At 31.3% G+C, this 20,786-nt stretch carries 14 protein-coding genes; 8 read left to right on the top strand and 6 right to left on the bottom strand.

Features of this window, described 5'->3' with window-relative positions:
- Positions 1–56: 56 nt before the first annotated feature.
- A complete protein-coding gene (locus AC1XJX_RS04145) occupies positions 57–896 on the top strand; it encodes an OmpA/MotB family protein (protein ID WP_482002700.1) in 840 nt (279 codons plus the stop codon).
- A 327-nt stretch (positions 897–1,223) separates the two neighbouring features.
- Positions 1,224–2,921 (top strand): LamG-like jellyroll fold domain-containing protein, encoded by a 1,698-nt coding sequence (locus tag AC1XJX_RS04140; RefSeq protein ID WP_482002699.1) that lies wholly within the window; start codon positions 1,224–1,226, stop codon positions 2,919–2,921.
- Between the two features lie 168 nt (positions 2,922–3,089).
- Here the strand turns inward: AC1XJX_RS04140 and AC1XJX_RS04135 are convergent, their stop codons facing one another.
- A complete protein-coding gene (locus AC1XJX_RS04135) occupies positions 3,090–3,710 on the bottom strand; it encodes an L-threonylcarbamoyladenylate synthase (RefSeq protein ID WP_482002698.1) in 621 nt (206 codons plus the stop codon).
- A gap of 187 nt (positions 3,711–3,897) precedes the next feature.
- On the opposite strand from AC1XJX_RS04135, the gene AC1XJX_RS04130 reads away from it, so the two are divergent.
- The gene (locus tag AC1XJX_RS04130; RefSeq protein ID WP_482002697.1) at positions 3,898–4,563 is read left to right on the top strand and encodes a glycosyltransferase family 2 protein; all 666 of its coding nucleotides are present in this window, start codon (positions 3,898–3,900) and stop codon (positions 4,561–4,563) included.
- A 61-nt stretch (positions 4,564–4,624) separates the two neighbouring features.
- On the opposite strand, the gene AC1XJX_RS04125 is transcribed toward AC1XJX_RS04130, so the two are convergent.
- Positions 4,625–6,955 carry an ATP-dependent helicase gene (locus AC1XJX_RS04125; RefSeq protein ID WP_482002696.1) on the bottom strand — a complete coding sequence of 777 codons (2,331 nt, stop codon included), beginning with the start codon at positions 6,953–6,955 and terminating at the stop codon, positions 4,625–4,627.
- 139 nt (positions 6,956–7,094) lie between these two features.
- On the opposite strand from AC1XJX_RS04125, the gene AC1XJX_RS04120 reads away from it, so the two are divergent.
- Genes AC1XJX_RS04120 through AC1XJX_RS04110 form a run of 3 tightly spaced genes read left to right on the top strand, consistent with a single transcriptional unit; the run spans position 7,095 to position 10,465 of the window.
- On the top strand, positions 7,095–8,366 hold the full coding sequence (locus tag AC1XJX_RS04120) for an amidohydrolase (RefSeq protein ID WP_482002695.1): 1,272 nt from the start codon (positions 7,095–7,097) through the stop codon (positions 8,364–8,366).
- 1 nt (position 8,367) lies between these two features.
- Positions 8,368–9,930: an FMN-binding glutamate synthase family protein gene (locus AC1XJX_RS04115; protein WP_482002694.1), complete on the top strand. Its 1,563-nt coding sequence runs from the start codon at positions 8,368–8,370 to the stop codon at positions 9,928–9,930.
- A gap of 13 nt (positions 9,931–9,943) precedes the next feature.
- Entirely contained in the window at positions 9,944–10,465 is a 522-nt protein-coding gene (locus AC1XJX_RS04110; RefSeq protein WP_482002693.1) for a DUF7935 family protein, read from the top strand.
- A gap of 10 nt (positions 10,466–10,475) precedes the next feature.
- Here the strand turns inward: AC1XJX_RS04110 and AC1XJX_RS04105 are convergent, their stop codons facing one another.
- The gene (locus AC1XJX_RS04105; RefSeq protein WP_482002692.1) at positions 10,476–11,378 is read right to left on the bottom strand and encodes a patatin-like phospholipase family protein; all 903 of its coding nucleotides are present in this window, start codon (positions 11,376–11,378) and stop codon (positions 10,476–10,478) included.
- Between the two features lies 1 nt (position 11,379).
- Entirely contained in the window at positions 11,380–13,353 is a 1,974-nt protein-coding gene (locus tag AC1XJX_RS04100) for a M1 family metallopeptidase (RefSeq protein WP_482002691.1), read from the bottom strand.
- A 71-nt stretch (positions 13,354–13,424) separates the two neighbouring features.
- Between AC1XJX_RS04100 and recG the strand changes: the two genes are divergently transcribed.
- Positions 13,425–15,527: an ATP-dependent DNA helicase RecG gene (recG, locus tag AC1XJX_RS04095; RefSeq protein ID WP_482002690.1), complete on the top strand. Its 2,103-nt coding sequence runs from the start codon at positions 13,425–13,427 to the stop codon at positions 15,525–15,527.
- 159 nt (positions 15,528–15,686) lie between these two features.
- On the top strand, positions 15,687–17,852 hold the full coding sequence (locus AC1XJX_RS04090) for an endonuclease MutS2 (protein WP_482002816.1): 2,166 nt from the start codon (positions 15,687–15,689) through the stop codon (positions 17,850–17,852).
- A gap of 84 nt (positions 17,853–17,936) precedes the next feature.
- Here the strand turns inward: AC1XJX_RS04090 and AC1XJX_RS04085 are convergent, their stop codons facing one another.
- Positions 17,937–18,854, bottom strand: coding sequence for a leucine-rich repeat domain-containing protein (locus AC1XJX_RS04085; RefSeq protein ID WP_482002689.1), 918 nt, complete (start codon positions 18,852–18,854; stop codon positions 17,937–17,939).
- Positions 18,855–18,945: 91 nt separating this feature from the next.
- On the bottom strand, positions 18,946–20,541 hold the full coding sequence (locus tag AC1XJX_RS04080) for a thiol-activated cytolysin family protein (protein WP_482002688.1): 1,596 nt from the start codon (positions 20,539–20,541) through the stop codon (positions 18,946–18,948).
- Positions 20,542–20,786 lie beyond the last annotated feature (245 nt).

The following is a 20,786-nucleotide window of genomic DNA, read 5'->3' as shown; positions in this document are numbered from 1 at the left end:
TTAATTTTTATATACTTTTGTTCAAACAATTAAGAAAAAATTAATCCAAAATAATTATGAGAAAAATTTTATTACTTGGTGCATCTGCAATGATCCTATTGAGCTCGTGTGTATCAAAAAAACAATTCACAGATTTACAAGCAAAACAAAAAGAAACACAAGATTTGCTTAATTCTGCCACTGTTAAATTAAACTCTTGTCTAGAAGACCGAGCATCTGCAACAGCCAGAGCTACAGCTTTAGAAGAGCAAATTTCAGATTTACGTAAAAGCAATGATAATCTTCAAATTTTATCTGCAAAAGGTGCTAGTAACGTAGAAAAAACCCTTGAGAGTATTAAAGAAAAAGATTTAAAAATCACACGTTTGCAAGACGCCCTTACTAAAAAAGACAGTGTTACATTGGCTTTAGTAACGAGTTTAAAGCGTGAAGTTGGTATCAACGATCCAGATATTGAAGTTAATGTTGAAAAAGGAGTTGTGTTTATCTCTATAGCAGATAAATTATTATTTCAAAGCGGTAGCTACAACGTAACTGCTCAAGCCAAAGATGTTTTAGCTAAAGTTGCTAAAGTTGTGAACAGCAAACCAGATTTTGAGTGTATGGTTGAAGGCCATACAGATAATGTACCTTATAAAAAAGACCCATTAATAGACAACTGGGATTTAAGTGTTAAACGTTCTACGTCTATCATTAGGGTTTTAGAAACTCTAGGTGTAAAATCTAGCAAATTAATTGCAGCAGGTCGTAGTTCTTATGTGCCTTTAGCAGACAACGATACTGCTGAAAACAGAGCAAAAAACAGACGTACGCGTATTGTGGTACTTCCTAAAATCGATCAGTTTTACGACATGATTGAAAAAGAAATGAAAAATCTAGCAGCTGGCGGAAAATAATCAGCATAAATAATAGTTTAACTAAAGCTCAACTCTCAAGTTGAGCTTTTTTTATGGCGTAACCTAAAGGTATCGCAATCCGTTATATCTTTTTTTCGTATCTCAAAAAAAGGATGCCGCTACTATCCTAAACGTAGTAAAACAATAAGCTTGCGACAATACAAAACATAAGCGAACAATCAAGTTTAAAAACATATCCACAATACAATTTAATACTTGATTTAGTTAGAAAAACAACTAACTTAGTTTGACATTTGATATAAAACATTAAAACGATTTCATATCTATTTGCTGAAGGTAATTTTCAGTTAAGATTAGTCAAACAAAATGACAAGAAACATATTATTTTTCTTTACTCTTCTATCATCTTTAATATGTGTTGGTCAAAGCAACTCTAATATCCTATTAGTTGAAAACTTTGATTCTAATATTAAAAAAGTAAAAGGTGTGTCTATCCATGGAGTTAGGATAGTAGGAGAAGAAAATAACAAAGCTGCTTTTTTCGATGGTATTGACGATTTTATATCATTTAAGATACCACACCTAAATACTAATAACGATTTTTCTATTAGCCTATGGATTGCACCTTTAAGATATAAGCAAGCAGCATCATGGATATCAAAACCTAATAATGGTAATTCTAAATCACAATTTAGATTAGGATTTGGTTGGCCAGCAAATAAAAACTTGAACTTTGCGTTTTACGATAATTTTTGGCAAGATGAAACGCTCGAATATTCTCTCCCTCTAAATCAGTGGACTCATATGGTTTATACCCTTTCTCCAAAAAATAAAAAAGGACAACTTTATATCAATGGTAAAATTGAACATGAATATGAGTTAAAGAAGTACGTGTCCTCCAAAGATTCCGTATTTCTTGGATTACAATGGGATGATTATATTTTCTATCATGGTTACATTGACGAGGTTATCTTTTTTAATGAGGTTATCTCAGAAACTGAAATAGAAAAATTATTTAAAATATTCACTAAAACCAACAAAGTTAATATAAAATCAAAAGTATCTACAACTAAAAAAGAATACGTTTATACAATTCCTAAAAAACGTAATGATAAAATTAATATTGGAGATATACGTACTAAAATTTGTAATTATGACTCCATTTTTTATGTAGTTGAAAATCAACTAAATGATAATAATGCAAGTCTTGAAAGCCTTTTAATATATAAGGGAGATCAACTGGTTTTAGAAGAATATTTTCATGGATATGCATTCAATACTCTTCACGGTTTGAGTTCCGTAACTAAAAGCTTTACTTCAACCCTTTTAGGTATTTCTATAGACAAAGGATTTATTAAAAATGAAGACACCCCACTTTCGTCCCTTTACTTTTACAAATCTGAAGATATACCTTGTTTAGATAGTATTACACTTAAACATGTGTTAAATCATAAATCTGGAATTATTCCAATTGATATCGCTCATAAATTTAGAACTCAGAAAGAATGGATTTCTCAAATATTATCGAATCAAACTGGATGTAATATTGGGGTATTTAATTATAATGAATTGAACCCTGAGATTATAATTCATACAGTCTTTAAAAACTCAGATATAAAAGGTTTAAATTTTGCAAACAAATACCTTTTTGAGCCTCTAGGCATCAAAAATTATTATTGGCTTAAAGAACAGACAGGAACTATAGATGGAGGCACAGGTCTAGTTATGATTCCGCGAGATATGTTAAAATTTGGCATATTATATAAAGATAAAGGAATGTTTGAAAACAAAAGAGTTCTTAGTGAAGAATGGGTGAAAAAAGCAACTGATAAAAATATTAGCGATTTTAAATACAATTATTTTTGGTGGAGATTTAATGAGTCTATTGAAGATAAAAGCATATATGGTTATTCCTCTATTGGTTTTGGTGGACAAACTATTACTATAGTATCTGAACTTGACTTGATAATTGTAACAACTAATAGTCCTACTGGTAGTGGGATTGGAGTTAATGAAATAGTCAGAAAATTTATTATTCCTGCATTTGTGAAAATAGACAAATAAATAAACTACCTAAAACAGAGTGTATAAAAATTGCTAGTTTTGACTAAAACAATTTTGGTTTCTTGTTTGCTAGCTTCTGATTTTTCCTTCGGAAAATCCTCGCTCACAAACACGAAAATTTTCATATACATGTCCGCTATAAACGAACCCCTCCAAAAAAGTCTAAATTTAAAAAATCTCTAAACTCCCCTTACCTGCTCTTAATATTACAGGTTCATCTTCAGATAAATCAATAATTGTAGATGCTTCATTATCACCATAACCACCATCAATCACTAGATCAACTAAATGTCCCCATTTCTCAAAAATTAATTCGGGGTCTGTGGTGTATTCAATTATTTCGTCTTCATCACGTATAGAGGTTGATATTATGGGGTTTCCTAAAGCTTTTACAATATCCAAAGCGATGTTATTATTAGGGATTCTAATTCCTACTGTTTTTCTCTTTTTAAAAGGATTTGGCAACGATTTTGAACCAGGTAAAATAAATGTATATGGCCCTGGTAATGCGCGTTTTAATATTTTAAAAGTAGAGGTGTCTATCTGCTTCACATAATCACTTAAATTACTTAAATCGTGACAAACGAAAGAAAAATTAGATTTTTCTAGGTTCACTTGTTTTATTCTTGCTATGCGTTCTAGTGCTTTTATATTGTTAATATCACAACCTAAGCCATATACTGTATCTGTTGGATAAATAATAAGACCGCCTCTTTTTAAAATCTTAACAACCTTATCGATCTCCTTTGTGTTTGGATTTTCTTCATATATTTTAATAAATTCAGCCATAATAAATCTCCTTCTTTTTCTTTTACAAAATAATTAATAATTAGCTTAGGTTTCAGCATTTTATTATAATCTTTTTTAAAACTCTTAAATTAATATGAAGTATGAGATTTTTTATAACATAACTAGTATTGGATTTATTAAATTTGCAAAAAAAATTGTTTTAACTAAATCACTGAAAATTCTACTTATGCGTAATCCTGTATACGAAAAGTTTCTAGAAATTGATAATCCACCACTTATTTCCATCATTATCTGCACCTATAATCGTGCTGAATACTTAAGTACTTGCATAAATAGTATTATAAACCAAACCAATAAGAATTGGGAATTAATTATTGTTGATGATGGAAGTGATGATAATACTTTTGAAATTGTAAATTGCTATTTAACAAAACACCCAAACATTAGGTATGTAAAACACCAAAACATCAAACTAGCACTTTCTAGAAATATTGGTTTATTACTTTCTTTAGGAAAGTACATTACATTTTTGGATAGTGATGATACCTTTAAAGAAAACCATATTGAAAGTCGTTTAGATTACATTACTCAAAATCCTGATATAGACTTAATATACGGAGGTGTAGAAATAGATGAAGAAATTTTTGTTGCAGACTACTATAAACCTGGAAAACTGATTAATGTAGAAAACTGTGTTTTGGGGTCTACTTTTTTTGGTAAAAGAAATGTATTTTTTGAAATGTCTGGATATAATAACCTTAACTACGGTGAGGATACTGAGTTTTTGGAAAGAGCTGAAAAAAAATTCAATATTTATAAATTAAATGAACCCAAAACTTACATTTATACACGTGCACAAAACAGTATAAGTATAGCTAATAGCATTTTTTAAATTATTATTACAAGAGCATTTTTAAGTTTTCAAAAACTATGGCGCTTTTTTTTTAAAAAAGTTATCCTATTACCTCCAACTTAGCAAAACGTAATAATAATTTTTTAACACCACCGTGCTGAAAATTAATTTCAGCTTTGATATCTGCACCAGTACCCTCAATTTTCAAGACTTCTCCGGTTCCAAATCGGATGTGTTTTACAATGTTACCAACAACTAATTTACTATCAAACAAATTAGTGTTACTATTTGTTTTAGCAACAGGTTTTAAGTTTTTAGGAATTGAAATTTGAAATTTTTCAGGTTCTGTTCTAGTAGTTCCTTTTTTTAATTCTACTTGTTTAGCGGGTTTATATCTAATTTTATTAGGCTCTACATCGCCAAAAATATCAGCTGATAGCATCGGATTAAAACGACGTTCTTCAATAGGTGTAATAATATCTAAAAATTCCTCATCAATTTCTTCAATAAATCTACTTGGCTCAGAATCCACCAATTTACCCCATCTATATCGGGAAAGCGCGTATGTTAAATATGCTTGTTTCTCAGCTCTTGTTAAAGCTACGTAAAATAATCGCCGTTCTTCCTCTAATTCACTTCGTGTTCCCATACTCATGGCACTAGGGAATAAATCTTCTTCTAAACCAACAATATAAACATAAGGAAATTCTAAACCTTTAGCTAAGTGAATAGTCATTAAGGCCACATGGTTTGTGTCGCCTTTATCAGCATCTAAATCGGTAGCTAAAGCAACATCTTCAAGAAATTCGGCTAAAGAGCCTGTGGTATCAGCCAACTCCTTTTGGCCCTCTACAAAATCTTTCATACCGTTTAAAAGTTCCTCAATATTTTCCATTCTGGTAACACCTTCTGGTGTTCCGTCTTTTTTAAATTCACTTATTAAACCACTGGTTCGGGTAACATGCTCTGCAAGTTCAAAAACATCAGCGCTTTGGTTTAAAACTTGGTAACTTTCAATGAGTGTTACAAAATCTTGAAGTTTATTTTTAGTCCCAGAATTTACATTAACATTGGTTTTATCAATGTTTTTCATCACTTCAAAAATGGTTCGGTTATAACCATTTGCAGAGACTATTAGTCTATCAATAGTGGTTTGCCCTATTCCTCTTGGTGGAAAATTAATTACCCGCTTTAAAGCTTCCTCATCAGCAGGATTAATAATTAATCTCAAATAAGATAAAACATCTTTTATCTCTTTGCGCTGATAAAATGATAAACCACCATAAATTCGATAAGGAATATCACGTTTTCTAAGCGCATCTTCTATCGCTCTAGATTGGGCATTCGTTCGGTACAAAATAGCAAAATCACTATTTGGTAACTGATTATTCATTTTGTTCTCAAAAATACTATTGGCAACAAAACGCCCTTCGTCTCCATCAGTTAAAGATCGATTAACTTTTATTTTTTCACCTTCATCATTAGCTGTCCAAACAATTTTATCTAGTTTAGTTTGGTTTTTATCAATAATGGAATTGGCAGCATTAACTATATTTTTTGTTGAACGGTAATTTTGTTCTAAACGAAATACTTTTACATCATCATAATCCTTTTGAAAATTTAAGATATTATTGATGTTAGCACCACGAAACGCATATATACTTTGTGCATCATCACCAACCACACAAATATTTTGAAATTTATCAGATAAAGCTCTAACAATTAAATACTGCGAATGGTTAGTATCTTGGTACTCATCTACCAAAATATATTTAAATCGGTTTTGGTATTTCATTAAAACTTCAGGGAACCGCGTTAATAATTCATTGGTTTTTAATAACAAATCATCAAAATCCATGGAGCCTGCTTTAAAACAACGCTCTACATATTCTTTATAAATATCACCCAAACGTGGTCGTCTAGCCATAGTATCAGCTTCAACAAGCTCAGGGTTTTGAAAATAAGCACGTACTGTAATCAAACTATTTTTGTATGATGAAATTCTAGAACGTACTTGTTTATACTTATAAATATCTTTATCAAGGTTCATTTCTTTGATGATTGAAGCTATCAATCTATCCGAATCTTGAGTGTCATAAATAGTAAAATTACTTGGATATCCTAACTTATCGGCTTCACTCCTTAAAATTCTAGCAAATACAGAGTGGAATGTACCCATCCATAAATTTTTTGCTTCACTTGCACCTACAATGGTAGCAATACGATCTTTCATTTCACGAGCCGCTTTATTAGTAAAAGTAAGCGACAAAATATTGAAGGAATCAATCCCTTTACTCATCATGTATGCAATTCGATAGGTAAGTACACGTGTTTTACCAGAACCTGCTCCAGCTATAACAATCATAGGACCATCAATTTGGGTAGTAGGCTCTAATTGTGCGTCGTTTAACTGACTTAAATACTTCTCCAATTCATTTTCATTTTAAGTTGTGAAAATAACTATTGTTAGCCTTTTAATTAAGCGTATTTATTAATAATTATAAACAATTATAAGTTGATTAGTACTTTGGGATTTTTTTTAAATATATTTAAGGTTCAAAATATTATTTATGAAACAACTTCTATTTTTATGTGCCTTTTTAGGAATCATGAATTCCTTTGGACAAACTAGTTTAGACAAACAATTTGAAAATATCGAATCGAAAGTCATCGAATGGCGACGTGATTTTCATCAAAATCCAGAACTCTCCAACCGAGAATTTAAAACAGCTGAAAAAATTACAAAACACTTAAAATCATTGGGTTTTGAAGTACAAACAGGTGTAGCTCACACGGGGGTTGTTGGAATTTTAAAAGGGAATAGCCCAGGTAAAGTAATTGCTTTAAGAGCCGATATTGATGCACTTCCTGTAACCGAACGTAACGATTTACCTTTTAAATCTGAAGTTAAAACTACTTTTTTAAATACAGTAACAGGCGTTATGCATGCTTGCGGACATGATACCCATACAGCAATTTTAATGGGTGTAGCTGAGATTCTCTCAAAAAATAAAGATAAAATAAAAGGTACTGTGAAATTTATTTTTCAACCTGCTGAAGAAGGACCTCCTCCTGGTGAAGAAGGCGGCGCAAAACTAATGATTAATGAAGGTGTCTTAGAAAACCCCAAAGTAGATGCTATTTTTGGCTTACACATTAACTCTGAAACACCTGTAGGAACTATTAAATACAAAACGGAAGGGATGATGGCTGCTGTTGAGCGTTTTGTTATTAATGTTAAAGGAAAACAAACGCATGGGTCTCAGCCATGGTCTGGAGTTGATCCTATTCTTATTTCTGCAAAAATTATTGATGGTTTTCAAAGCATTATTAGTAGAGAATCCAAACTAATTGAAGAAGCAGCCGTAATAACCGTTGGAAAAATTTCAGCTGGAACGCGTTTTAACATCATTCCTGAAAGTACTGAAATGATAGGAACCGTTAGAACTTTAAATCCTGAAATGAAAGAGAAAATAGTAAGAAGAATGACCGAAATGACTGAAATGATTGCAAAAGCTTATGGAGGCTCAGCAACTATTACTTTTGAAAATTTTACAGCTATTACAATTAATAACACAGCCTTAGTAAATCAAATGTTACCAACGTTAAAAACAGTTGCTGGAGATAAAAATGTCATTACTATGAAAGCAACAACTGGTGGTGAAGATTTTTCATATTTTCAAGAAATAATTCCAGGTTTTTATTTTTATTTAGGTGGCATGACTCCAGGAACAAAAGAAGCTTTTCCTCACCACACACCTGATTTTAAAATTGATGAAAGTGGTTTACTATTGGGAGTAAAATCATTAACACAACTAACCTTTGATTTTTTGAACAAGTAGTATGAATGATATCTTAGATTTTTTAACAAACATCTCTTGGTTGGAATGGATTATAATCTTTTTAGCAAGTGTTGCTATTCGTGATATATTCTTCCAAAAAGCACATACCATTAGCCACAACTACCCTATTATTGGACATTTAAGGTATTGGTTGGAAAGTATTGGTCCAGAAATGCGTCAATATTTTGTAGCAAATAATAGAGAAGAGCTCCCCTTTAATCGGATTGAACGTGGTTGGATTTATGCATCTGCTAAAAATGAAAATAATTATGAAGGTTTTGGAACAGATATAAACATTTATGAGCATCATTATGTGTTTATAAATAACGCTATGATTCCTTTTGAAATTCCTCAAAACCACCCAAACTCAAAAGATATAACATTTTTATCCTGTGCTAAAGTTATGGGGGAGTTTAATAAACGAAGAAAACCTTATCGTCCAGCATCTGTTATAAATGTATCTGCCATGAGCTTTGGATCTTTATCTGCAAAAGCAGTAGAATCTTTAAACAAAGGCGTTAAAATTGCTGATGCATATCACAACACTGGCGAAGGTGGTTTATCACCATATCATAGCCATGGTGGCGATGTGGTTTTTCATTTTGGAACTGGTTATTTTGGAGTGAGAGATGATGTTGGTGGTTTTTCAATGGACAAAATGGTTGAATTAGTTGAAAGAAATCCATTTATAAGAGCTATTGAAATTAAACTATCACAAGGTGCTAAACCAGGTAAGGGTGGCGTTTTACCAGGAGCAAAAATAACAAAAGAACTAGCTGAAATAAGAGGTGTTGAAGTTGGAAAAGATGTATTGTCACCTCCAAATCACAAAGCATTTTCCAATGTGCCAGAAATGATTGATTTTATTGAAGCTATTGCAGAAGCTACAGGATTACCAGTTGGAATTAAAGCGGCTATTGGTAAATTGGAACAATGGGAAGAGCTGGCTAATATTATGAAAAAAACAGGTAAAGGACCAGATTTCATTACCGTTGATGGTGGCGAAGGTGGCACTGGTGCAGCACCTCCTAGCTTTGCCGATCATGTTTCTTTACCTTGGGTATATGGTTTCAGTGATTTGTATAAACTATTTAAAAATAAAGGATTATCAGAACGAATTGTATTTATCGGTAGTGGTAAACTTGGTTTTCCTGCCAAAGCCGCTATGGCATTCGCTATGGGTGCTGATTGTATAAATGTAGCACGAGAAGCTATGATGAGTATTGGTTGTATTCAAGCGCAAGTTTGTCACACCAACCGTTGTCCTGCAGGGATTGCTACTCAAAAAAAATGGACACAAAACGGTATAAATGTGCCATTAAAATCTGAACGTTTAGCCCAATATTTTAAAACATTTAAAAAAGAACTTATAGAGATTACACATGCTTCCGGTTATGAGCACCCTTGTCAGTTTAAAATGACTGATATTGAAATTAATGTTGATGATCATAATCTTTCAAAAGAACTTAGTAGAACTTATATGTATGAAAAAACACCTGTACCATTTAATGGTATGCAAAGCTTAAAAGATTGTTTATATTTGGGTGGAACAAAGAATCATTAAAACTTTATTATTTATGGATGTTAGTAGAATCTTAGATCTTTTTTTATTTGCCATTCCTTCTTTAATAACGGGCGTAATTGCATACTATTTTTTTAAAGAACATACCAAAAATGAAGATGGTAGAAGACGATTTCTTTTGAAAAAAGATATGCAAATAAATGCCATGCCGTTAAGGTTACAAGCATATGAACGTATGGCACTTTTTCTTGAACGCATATCTCCATCAAAAATACTTGTTAGAATAAATCCAATAGACTCAAATAAAGATAATTATGAGTCATTACTTATACAAAATATTGAGCAGGAATTTGAACATAATTTATCGCAACAAATTTATATTAGTGACAAGTGTTGGAGTATAGTTACGACCGCAAAAAACGCTACAATTCAGCTTATTAGAAAAGCAAGCATGTTAGAAAAAACGGATACTGCAAATAAACTAAGAGAAGTTGTTTTAACTGAAATGATGGAACGTAGATCGCCAAGTGATGCAGCTCTTTCTTTTATCAAAGAAGAGGTTTCAGAATTATGGTAAACGCATTTATTTAATTTTCAAGCTGACTTAAATCTTGATTTTTAGATTTTGCAAAATCATAACCGTTTTGCCACCATTCAGTCATTTTATCTTTATCAAAAATCAACGAATTTGTAGTTAAAACTGTTGGAGCATAATAAAAATTTATGATGGCATTATTGTGTGATGCAGCAAACTTTCCTATTTTAATGTTTTGAGACTCTATTCGATCAAGCATATAGCCAAACATGGAAGTTAATAAAGAAAATGGGTTTCTTGAAGGCATCCTGTTTAATTGATTCGTTTCGGTTTGTAAAATAATAGCGTCAACTTCAGTTGCGCCTCTTAATATTGCTTCCTCTATTGGCACCATATTGCCCATACCACCATCAGCATATTCACAACCCTCTTTTTTTACTAAACTCATAAAAGGGGTGTAATTACAAGATATCCATATCCAATCACAAAATTCTTCATAAGAATAATCATTAATCGATTTATATTCTACTTGATTGAGTGATAAATTTGAAACGGTTACAGCTATATCTATATCTGATTTTTTTAATTCAAAAAATTCGTCTTCTGTAAAATTTTTCTTAATTAATGCTCTTAAATTTAAGCTTTCACCAAAAGTTTTACTGCCTTTAATAAAGTTAAGAATAACACTTAAGTGATTAATACCAATATTTTGAGTACCATGTTTTTTCTTGACAACAAACGGACAAACGTTAAAAATACTATCTGTAGAAACGTTAGTATAAACTGATTTTATCTTGTCAATTTTATTTAAAGCTAAATGAGAAACCAACAAGCTACCTGTTGATGTGCCTATAAACATCTGATATTCGCGATTTAAATCTTTAATAAGATATTGAGCAACACCGCCAGCAAAGGCCCCTTTACTTCCACCTCCAGAGATTACTAAAGCTTTCATTTTAATTTCTATTAATTGATTCTAACATAGATTTAGCGAATTTTGAAAATTGCCAACTATGATGTTTTGTAGCTTGTTTTAAGTTTTCTATACAAACATCGTTACAAGCTTGTATTTGGTTTAAATATTGAAAGGCATTTTGACGAATTTCAAAACTATATTTAGAACTCGTATAATCCGTTAATTCTTGGTAATAATTTCTTGTCTTTCTATCTTCAAAATCTGCTGAAATCAAGTTTAATGTTAACCATAAAATCCTAACATTTTTATTATTGAAGCCCTGTATATCTTTTGTTCTCTCTAAATATTTCTGTCTATCTTGAGGGAAACTCACACATAAATTAAATAAAGCTGTTTCAATTGTCGTATAAGATGCATCATCTAAAAGCGTTTCATAAGCTTCTTTTAATTCTAAAGGAATATTAGTTAAGGTTTGAGCAATAGCCTGACGCACTTTTACATCATCTGTAATGAATGTTGATTTTGAAATATTACCTTCAAGACTTTCAATAATTTTCGATTTGAAAAAAGAATCATTTTTTCCTAATGAAATAAGTTTACAAGCTTCAGGTGTTTCTTTACAATCATAATTTAAATAGTCCTTTATAGATACTGATAGTCGTTCTAAATTTTCAATCATTTCTTCATAATGCAATACACTTGAATCTAACCAAGTTTCGAAAAAACCACTTAAATCTTGCCCACTTGCCTTTTTAACTTCAACTATAAAATCATCAGTTTCTACATTTTTAAATTGATGCTTTTCTAAATAATTTTTAATGGCGTTTTTAAAAGTTTTATCTCCTAGTTTTTCTTTAAGCAAGTGTAATACCCAAGCACCTTTTTTATAAAATGTAGCACTACTAGATTTGGGGTCTAATAACGATGTACTCCCCCCTACTTTATCTTGCACTTCTAATTCTTTTGCATATTCGTATAATCGCCAGTAATAATAATCGTCTCCAAAAATTTTACGCTCGGCTAAAAGGGCGTAATACGTTGCAAACCCTTCTTGCAACCAATGATGCGTTCCTGATGTTTCAGTTATTAAATCTCCAAACCATTGATGCGCAAGCTCATGTGCATTTACATTAATATAGTTTTTATCTACAAAAGATATAGAATCAATTACAAAACTATCTGAAAAAAATGTAGCACTTGTGTTTTCCATACCAGCGTATAAAAAATCTTTTACTGGTACTTGTTTATAATTTTGCCAAGGATATGGTACCCCAATTTCATCTTCTAAAGAATCAAATATATCTTTTGAATAACGGTAAGTTGGCTCGAATTTTAGAGAATCTTTAGGGTAATAATACATTTCTAGGGGAATACCACTTTTAGAAAACTCTACTTTTTTGTTATATTTCCCAATAGCAACTGCCACTAAGTAACTTGACATGGGTTTTTGCATATCAAATTCCCATAAATTATAACTTGGACTAATATTTTTTGAAATCATTTTACCATTAGAGATAACATGATAGCCTTTTGGAGCTACGAAAGTTAAATCAAACTCAATTTTATCATTCATATCATCTATACTGGGCAACCAATTACTCGTATATTTACCTTGACCTTGTGTCCATATTTGTTTATTTCCATCTTCTTTATCCCAATCAATAAAATACATCGCTTTTTTAGGTGAAGCAAAAAAAAGAAAATTAAGATTATAACTCATAAACGGTTCAAAATCATAGTAAATAAACAGCTTTTTTCCATCATTTTTATATGAAACAATATCGCCATTTAATGAAATGTTTATAAAACGCATATTAATAGCGTCTAAATAGATAGAATCCGTTTTCTTTAGAATATCAAACTTAACTTCGCTAGAATTAAAAATAGTACTATCAACCGTCATTTGATTAAAAAGAATGACGGATTGAATTCTTTTAAAATCAACATATTCAGTTTGTTGAGCTATCCCAAACCATGAAAAAAATAAGAAAAAACCGTAAAACAAATACTTCATTGCAAAATATTAACAAGTAATAGACCAAAATAGCACTTTTAATCTTAATCTAAATACCTTAAATTCGCTTTATGTCTGTAAACCTTCAAACTCCCATAGATTATTTAAAAGGCGTTGGTCCAAACCGTGCTGATTTATTACGAAAGGAATTAGGCATTTACACTTACCAAAATTTAATAAGCTTATTTCCAAATAGATATATTGACAGAACACGTTATTATAAAATTAACGAATTGCAACAAAACAGTGCCGATGTTCAGGTTATTGGCAAAATAGTTGCCTTTAAAGAGGTAGCCCAAAAGCAAGGAAAACGATTAGTAGCAACATTTCAAGATGAAACAGGAACTATGGAATTGGTTTGGTTTAGAGGTCAAAAGTGGATTCGTGAAAACATAATTATCAACAAACCTTATGTGGCTTTTGGGAAAACGAATTGGTTTAGTGATAAATTCAATATGCCGCATCCCGATTTAGAATTGCTTGAAGATCATGAAAAAAATATCCGATCAGCCATGCAACCTATTTATCCATCAACTGAAAAACTTTCGAATAAAGGCATTTCTAATCGCGTTATTGGTAAAATCATGCAGCAATTATTTATCGAGACTAATGGCAAGTTTACCGAAACACTATCTTCTGATATACTTTTTGAGCTTAAATTATTAAGTAAAAAAGAAGCTTTATTTAACGTACACTTTCCTAAAAGCCAAGAGCTGCTTTCTAGAGCTCAATTTCGATTAAAATTTGAAGAATTATTTTATATACAGCTACAATTAATTATTAAAAATTTAATTCATAAATTAAAAATTAAAGGTTTTCCTTTTGAGCAAGTAGGAAACTATTTCAACACCTTTTTTAAAGAGCATTTACCATTTGAATTAACCAATGCACAAAAGCGTGTTTTAAAAGAAATTAGAGCTGATTTAGGCAGTAATGCGCAAATGAATAGACTTTTACAAGGCGATGTAGGTTCTGGGAAGACTATTGTGGCGTTAATGTCAATGTTAATAGCGCTTGACAACGGTTTTCAAGCGTGTTTAATGGCGCCGACTGAAATTTTGTCAGTACAACACTATAACGGGTTATTAGAAATGTGTAATAAATTGAATATCAGTGTTTCAATATTGACTGGTTCAAGTAAAACTTCAGAAAGAAAAAAAATTCATGAAGCGTTAGAAAATGGAGAATTACAAATACTAATTGGTACCCATGCGCTTCTTGAAGAAAAAGTGAAATTCAAAAATTTAGGTCTCGCCATTATTGATGAACAACATCGTTTTGGTGTTGCTCAACGAAGCAAATTATGGCATAAAAACACGTCTCCACCACATGTTTTAGTAATGACTGCAACACCTATCCCACGAACCTTAGCTATGTCCGTTTACGGAGATTTAGACATCTCCATAATTGATGAATTACCACCGGGAAGAAAGTCTATAAAAACGGTTCATAGGTATGATAAAAATAGACTTAATGTTTTCCGCTTTATTCGAGATGAAATTAAAAAGGGAAGGCAAATTTATATCGTTTACCCACTCATTCAAGAAAGCGAAAAAATGGATTATAAAGATTTGATGGATGGATATGAAAGTATATCTAGAGACTTCCCAATGCCAGAATATCAAATATCGATTGTACACGGACAAATGAAACCTGCCGATAAAGATTACGAAATGCAACGTTTTATTAAAGGCGAAACTCAAATAATGGTTGCAACTACTGTTATTGAAGTTGGTGTAAATGTACCTAATGCCTCTGTGATGATTATTGAAAGTGCAGAACGTTTTGGCTTATCTCAGCTCCATCAATTACGTGGTCGTGTAGGTCGAGGAGCCGAACAGAGCTATTGTATATTAATGACTAGCCATAAATTAAGTAGTGATAGTAAAACCAGATTAGAAACCATGGTTCGCACCAATGATGGCTTTGAAATTGCCGAGGTAGATTTACGCTTACGCGGACCTGGAGACATAATGGGAACTCAACAAAGCGGAGTTTTAAACTTAAAAATAGCTGATATCATTAAGGATAACGCTATTTTACAAAGTGCTCGTTTTTATGCGAAAAAAATACTTCAAAACGACAAAACATTATCTTCAAAGGAAAACGAAGCTATTTTAAACACCTACAAACAACTAACCAAATACAAGAATATTTGGAATTATATCAGTTAAAAAACATCACCAAATTACTATATACGATCTGAAAAGTAACTTTTTTAAGTATTTAAATTATAATTTGATTTTATAGACAAAAGAACTCATTTTATGTAGTAAAACTTCTGAAGTATAATGTTTAACTTTGCAATTCTTATAAAAGATGCTAGTTTAAGGATGATAAATATTCACGAAAAAACATTACAAGACTTAGAGTTTCAAACGGTTTTGAAACAAGTTAGCGAGCTTTGTGTTACACCATTAGGGCATGAAAAAGCTTTAGAAATTTTACCTTTTAAAACTAAAGAAGATCTTGTTGTTTCATTAAATTTAACAAACGAGTATCTTTCATCATATTATAATGATAATAGAATTCCAAATCATGGATTTGATGCTATTACTAAAGAATTAAAGCTTTTACGAATTGAAAACACATATTTAGAAGTACATAGCTTAAAAAAAATAGTTGCTATATCTATCACCACAAATGCCATTGTCAACTTTTTAAATAAATTTGAAGAATACTACCCCGATTTAAACAACTATGCCTCCCATATTGAAATAACAAAAATAATTATTGAAAAAGTTGATGCTATTGTTGATCGTTTTGGTGATATAAAAGATAATGCATCGGCGCTTTTATTTGATTTAAGACAATCCATAAACAAAATTAAAGGCAAAATAAACAGCAGTTTTTCAAGCGCCTTGAATATGTATCACAACCTTGAATATCTTGATGATATTAGAGAATCGGTGGTTGACAACAAACGTGTATTGGCAGTAAAAGCCATGTATCGCAGAAAGGTTAAAGGCGCTATTATGGGTGGAAGCAAAACTGGAAGTATTGTTTACATGGAGCCTGAAACCACCTTACAATACAGTAGAGAATTAAATAATTTAGAATATGAAGAACGTGAAGAAGTAATAAGAATTTTAAAAGATGTAACCGACTTTATTAGACCTTTTTTAACACTTCTTCAAGATTATCAAACATTTTTAATTGATATTGATGTGATTTCCGCAAAAGCGAAATACGCAAAATCTATGAATGGAATTCTTCCTGAATTTTCAGATGATAAAAGTATTTATCTACGAGATGCTTATCATCCACTACTCTATTTAAACAACTTAGAAAAAAAAGAAAAAACTTTTCCTCAAACAATTGAATTAAAAGAAAATAGCAGAATTATTGTTATTTCTGGGCCAAACGCTGGTGGAAAAAGCATCACTTTAAAAACAGTTGGTTTATTACAATTGATGCTTCAAAGTGGGATATTAATTCCGGTAAACGAACGGAGTAAAGTTACTTTATTTGATAGAATTTTAAGCGATATTGGTGATAATCAATCTATTGAAAATCATTTAAGCACATACAGTTACCGATTAAAGCAAATGAATTATTTTTTAAAGAAGTGCAATAAAAACACGCTTTTTTTAATTGATGAATTTGGAACAGGAAGTGATCCCGAACTTGGTGGTGCTTTGGCAGAAACTTTTTTAGAAGAATTTTACCATCGAGAAGCTTTTGGCATTATTACAACGCATTATTCTAATTTAAAAATATTGGCAAACGAACTACCTTTTATGCTCAACGCGAATATGCTTTTTGATGAAAAAACTTTGGAACCATTATACAAACTGGTTATCGGTCAAGCCGGAAGTAGTTTTACATTTGAAGTCGCACAAAAAAACGGCATTCCTTTTAGTTTGATAAATAGAGCTAAAAAGAAGATTGAACGCAGTAAAGTACGGTTTGATGCTACCATTGCAAAGCTTCAAAAAGAACGCTCAAAACTTGAAAAAACAGGTGAATCTTTAAAATTAAATGAAAAGAAAAAAATTCAAGAAGCAGACAAGTTAGAAGAGATAAATGCTAAAATTCAGAAAAAACTAGAAAGCTATCAGGAACTATATGATAGCAATCAAAGACTTATTTATCTTGGACAAAAAATAAATGATATTGCTGAAAAATATTTTGAAAACAAGCAGAAAAAAGAATTAATGGGCGAACTTTTTAAAATAGTTCAAATAGAAAATTCGAAGCGAAAAAAGGTATCGGCTAAACAGAAAAAAGTCATAAAAGAAAAGGAGGAAAAAGTTAAACAGGACGTTGAAAAAGTGGTGACGGTTATTCGAAAAAAGAAAAAAGAAGCAAAAGAAAAAGCGATTGAAGTTCCAAAACCAAAACCGATTTTAAAAGTTGGCGATCGTGTAAGGATGGAAGATGGCCGCGCTATTGGTAGCATTGATAAAATTGAAAAAAATAAAGCCGTTGTTAATTATGGGGTTTTTACCACCAATGTTAGTTTAGAACAACTGGAGTTGGTAGAAGCAAAAAAGTAATAGCCAACACCAAGTTGTTGAATCAACAACTTAAGGTGCCAGCTATTTTGATTAATGGCTTAAATTATTTTCTTTAAGCCTTAGTTAATTTTTTACGAATTTTAATGCAGGTCTATTTTCAAAATTGATAAAGTATACACCTTTTTTAAATCTTTGAATGTTTACAGGTTGATTTCTTGAGAACATTCCTTCTGCTATTTTGCTTCCTGTTATATTATAAATTTTATAGTTTTCGGCTTGTTCAACTCCAAAAATTGAGATGTAATCTGATGCTGGATTTGGATATAATTTATAACCAAATTGATAATCATATAACGAATTACTTAATGTTGCGTTAATAGTTCCAAAATCTTGCCAAATTGATGCAGCAGCATAAGCACTTTCACTTCCAACAGGAACATTAAGCGCTATTGTAGATAAATCCAGATTCCAAAATCTATGAATAGTAATATTAATTGGTGGTGTTACATGTATGTTCACAGTTGCCAAACTAAAACAACTACTAAAAGCATAAGTACCTATTGATGTAACTGAACTTGGGATTGTTATTGAAGTTAATTTTCCACATTGTGCAAAAGTGTGCATATTTATAACCGTAATATTTTCTGGAATATTAACAGAAGTAAGTTCTGTGCAATATAAAAAAGCGGCATATCCAATACTTGTTACTGAACTGGGTAAGGTTATAGATGTAATATCCCTACAATCTCTAAATGCAAATTCTCCAATATAGGTTGTGGAATTTGGTAAGTCAATACTCGTTATATTGCAATATTCAAAGGCCTTATCTCCAATTCCTATAACATTGTAAGTTGTTCCAGAATCTTCAACTGTTTCAGGAACAACAATACCACCATCATAACAACTTGGTTTGCTTATTACTTCAACTTCGTTAGCATTCAAAATATTATAGTTTATACCTTCAAATTCAAAAGTTTGAGCATTTAAATTCGTAAAACTTATTATAAGAGAAAATATAAATATGTGTATTTGTGTTTTCATTGTCTATGGTTTTTAAATTTTTAAATAACAGCCAACACCAAGTTGTTGAATCTACAACTTTAGGTGCCAGCTGTATTTTTTTTATTATTATTTAATTACAAAGCCTTACTTCAGCAGAACCAACCAAATTTCGGTATGATTCCCAACAACTTTCATAATATTGGCCGCTGGTATGCACCCAATTCCCAACATTACGTTTTAATTTAGATTCATATCCGCTATTACTTCCAAACCTATCGCGTTCTACATGATAAAATATGTCGTAAGCTCCATCTGGAGGATAAATTGAAGTTATTGCACCATCAGTAGTGTTATATTTCCAGTCAATACTATCGTATGTAACACTATCTTCACCTGGCAGATTTGTTTTATATTCTATTCCTATTCTAAAATTATCGGCTAACCTGTTCGTAAACGTAATTTCATTGTGCACAGTTCCATTAGTTTCACAGTTTATTACCTTGTAATCTGTACTTTCTCCCAATTTTGCTAATGTGTTATCTTTTAAATATCTAATACTATAAGAAATTGGCACACCTGGGTTATTTCTACTATATACAGCATTTTCTCCTTTTATAATCTTTTCAAGGTCTCCAAAATTTTTAGCTGAAACGGCTTCAGCACCAACTTCGGCATTACCGCCAATTACTATGGTTGTGATATTTGAGTTTTCTAAAATATTTTTGTATTTAGTTGCTAAACTCCCGGTTGCCGACCTTCTGCCTGCTGCATACTCAAAAGAACCTTGAAAGTCTGCTTCTGATTCTTCATAGGTAGATTCCATTCTAAACATGATAATTCTCCCATAACTTACAGAGTGCACATATGCTGGTGGCGTGCTAGAATTAAAGGCGCTTTCAACCTGAGATAAGGTTACAGAATCGGCAAACACATCACTTGGTTTGGTTGGAAAGTCCATAGTTACTGTATAAAAAACTTGTTTAAACGACATCATTGCAACCCTTTTAGTACTTGTTGTCTCATAATTAAATTGTGAAGCAACATCATTAGATGCCCAAGAAGCATTTAAACCTAGCTCTATACTAGCTTGTTTTGAGCTATAAGATGTTTTTGCTTCTGAATATTGGCTGGCAGGATTAATATAACCTTCTTGATAAGCGTTTGCATTCCACCATTCTAGTGCTTTATCAATTCCAGCATCTACATTAGTAAATTTTGGATCTTCTATAAGAATGTTTCCAGCATCTTGAATTCCTGGTAAATCAACTCTTAAAGTCATTGGGCCACGACTAATGGTAAAAGGCGTTGGTAATCCACTTTTCATAGATGCATCACCAATAACTAAGGCTCCAGGCCATACAATACCATCATTAGGTTTTAATATGGCTATTGACTCAAAATTGGTTTGTAAATTATAATCTGTAGTTGTGCAAACGGTATTGGTGTTTGTTCCATAAATATTGGTGTTATCAGACTCACTAGTTCCTTGCGTTTTCTTTGATGGTACTCCGCCGGTATCTTGAACACCTAACATTTCATCCGAATTATAGCTTAAAGAATTTATATAGGCAGTAATATTCTCAGCTTCAGAAATGTTTTGATTGTCATTTTGATCATCAGGTTCGTTATTTAAACTTTCTTTACTACACCCGTTACAGGATAATAGAATACTCATAAAAAATAAACTGTAAATAATTCTCTTGGTTGTTGATAGATGTGTTTTCATAATTTCTAAATTTTTGTGATTCAACACTTCAAAATTAGACATGAAAGGCACTGAAAACTAATTTTTGGTATGGACAAAGTATGGACAGAATAATTTTTGTATTTTAAAATTTCACATATAATAAAAACTAAATTTCTTATTTAAGTTATTGATAACTAATGTCTTAATAAACTATATAAAAACTCTCTCAATAGAAATATTATGGACAAACGCAGTATTAATGTTTTAGAAGTTTATATATACAA

The sequence above is a fragment of the Flaviramulus sp. genome (genome assembly GCF_982512915.1).
The sequence above is the reverse complement of the archived record's forward strand: the minus strand, read 5'-3'. Positions and strand labels throughout refer to the sequence as shown.

Excerpts from the sequence above, each read along its gene's own strand:
- AC1XJX_RS04145 (WP_482002700.1), top strand. The coding sequence starts at position 57 with ATGAGAAAAATTTTATTACTTGGTGCATCTGCAATGATCCTATTGAGC.
- AC1XJX_RS04140 (WP_482002699.1), top strand. The coding sequence starts at position 1,224 with ATGACAAGAAACATATTATTTTTCTTTACTCTTCTATCATCTTTAATA.
- AC1XJX_RS04135 (WP_482002698.1), bottom strand. The coding sequence starts at position 3,710 with ATGGCTGAATTTATTAAAATATATGAAGAAAATCCAAACACAAAGGAG.
- AC1XJX_RS04130 (WP_482002697.1), top strand. The coding sequence starts at position 3,898 with ATGCGTAATCCTGTATACGAAAAGTTTCTAGAAATTGATAATCCACCA.
- AC1XJX_RS04120 (WP_482002695.1), top strand. The coding sequence starts at position 7,095 with ATGAAACAACTTCTATTTTTATGTGCCTTTTTAGGAATCATGAATTCC.
- AC1XJX_RS04115 (WP_482002694.1), top strand. The coding sequence starts at position 8,368 with ATGAATGATATCTTAGATTTTTTAACAAACATCTCTTGGTTGGAATGG.
- AC1XJX_RS04110 (WP_482002693.1), top strand. The coding sequence starts at position 9,944 with ATGGATGTTAGTAGAATCTTAGATCTTTTTTTATTTGCCATTCCTTCT.
- AC1XJX_RS04105 (WP_482002692.1), bottom strand. The coding sequence starts at position 11,378 with ATGAAAGCTTTAGTAATCTCTGGAGGTGGAAGTAAAGGGGCCTTTGCT.
- AC1XJX_RS04100 (WP_482002691.1), bottom strand. The coding sequence starts at position 13,353 with ATGAAGTATTTGTTTTACGGTTTTTTCTTATTTTTTTCATGGTTTGGG.
- recG (WP_482002690.1), top strand. The coding sequence starts at position 13,425 with ATGTCTGTAAACCTTCAAACTCCCATAGATTATTTAAAAGGCGTTGGT.
- AC1XJX_RS04090 (WP_482002816.1), top strand. The coding sequence starts at position 15,687 with ATGATAAATATTCACGAAAAAACATTACAAGACTTAGAGTTTCAAACG.
- AC1XJX_RS04085 (WP_482002689.1), bottom strand. The coding sequence starts at position 18,854 with ATGAAAACACAAATACACATATTTATATTTTCTCTTATAATAAGTTTT.
- AC1XJX_RS04080 (WP_482002688.1), bottom strand. The coding sequence starts at position 20,541 with ATGAAAACACATCTATCAACAACCAAGAGAATTATTTACAGTTTATTT.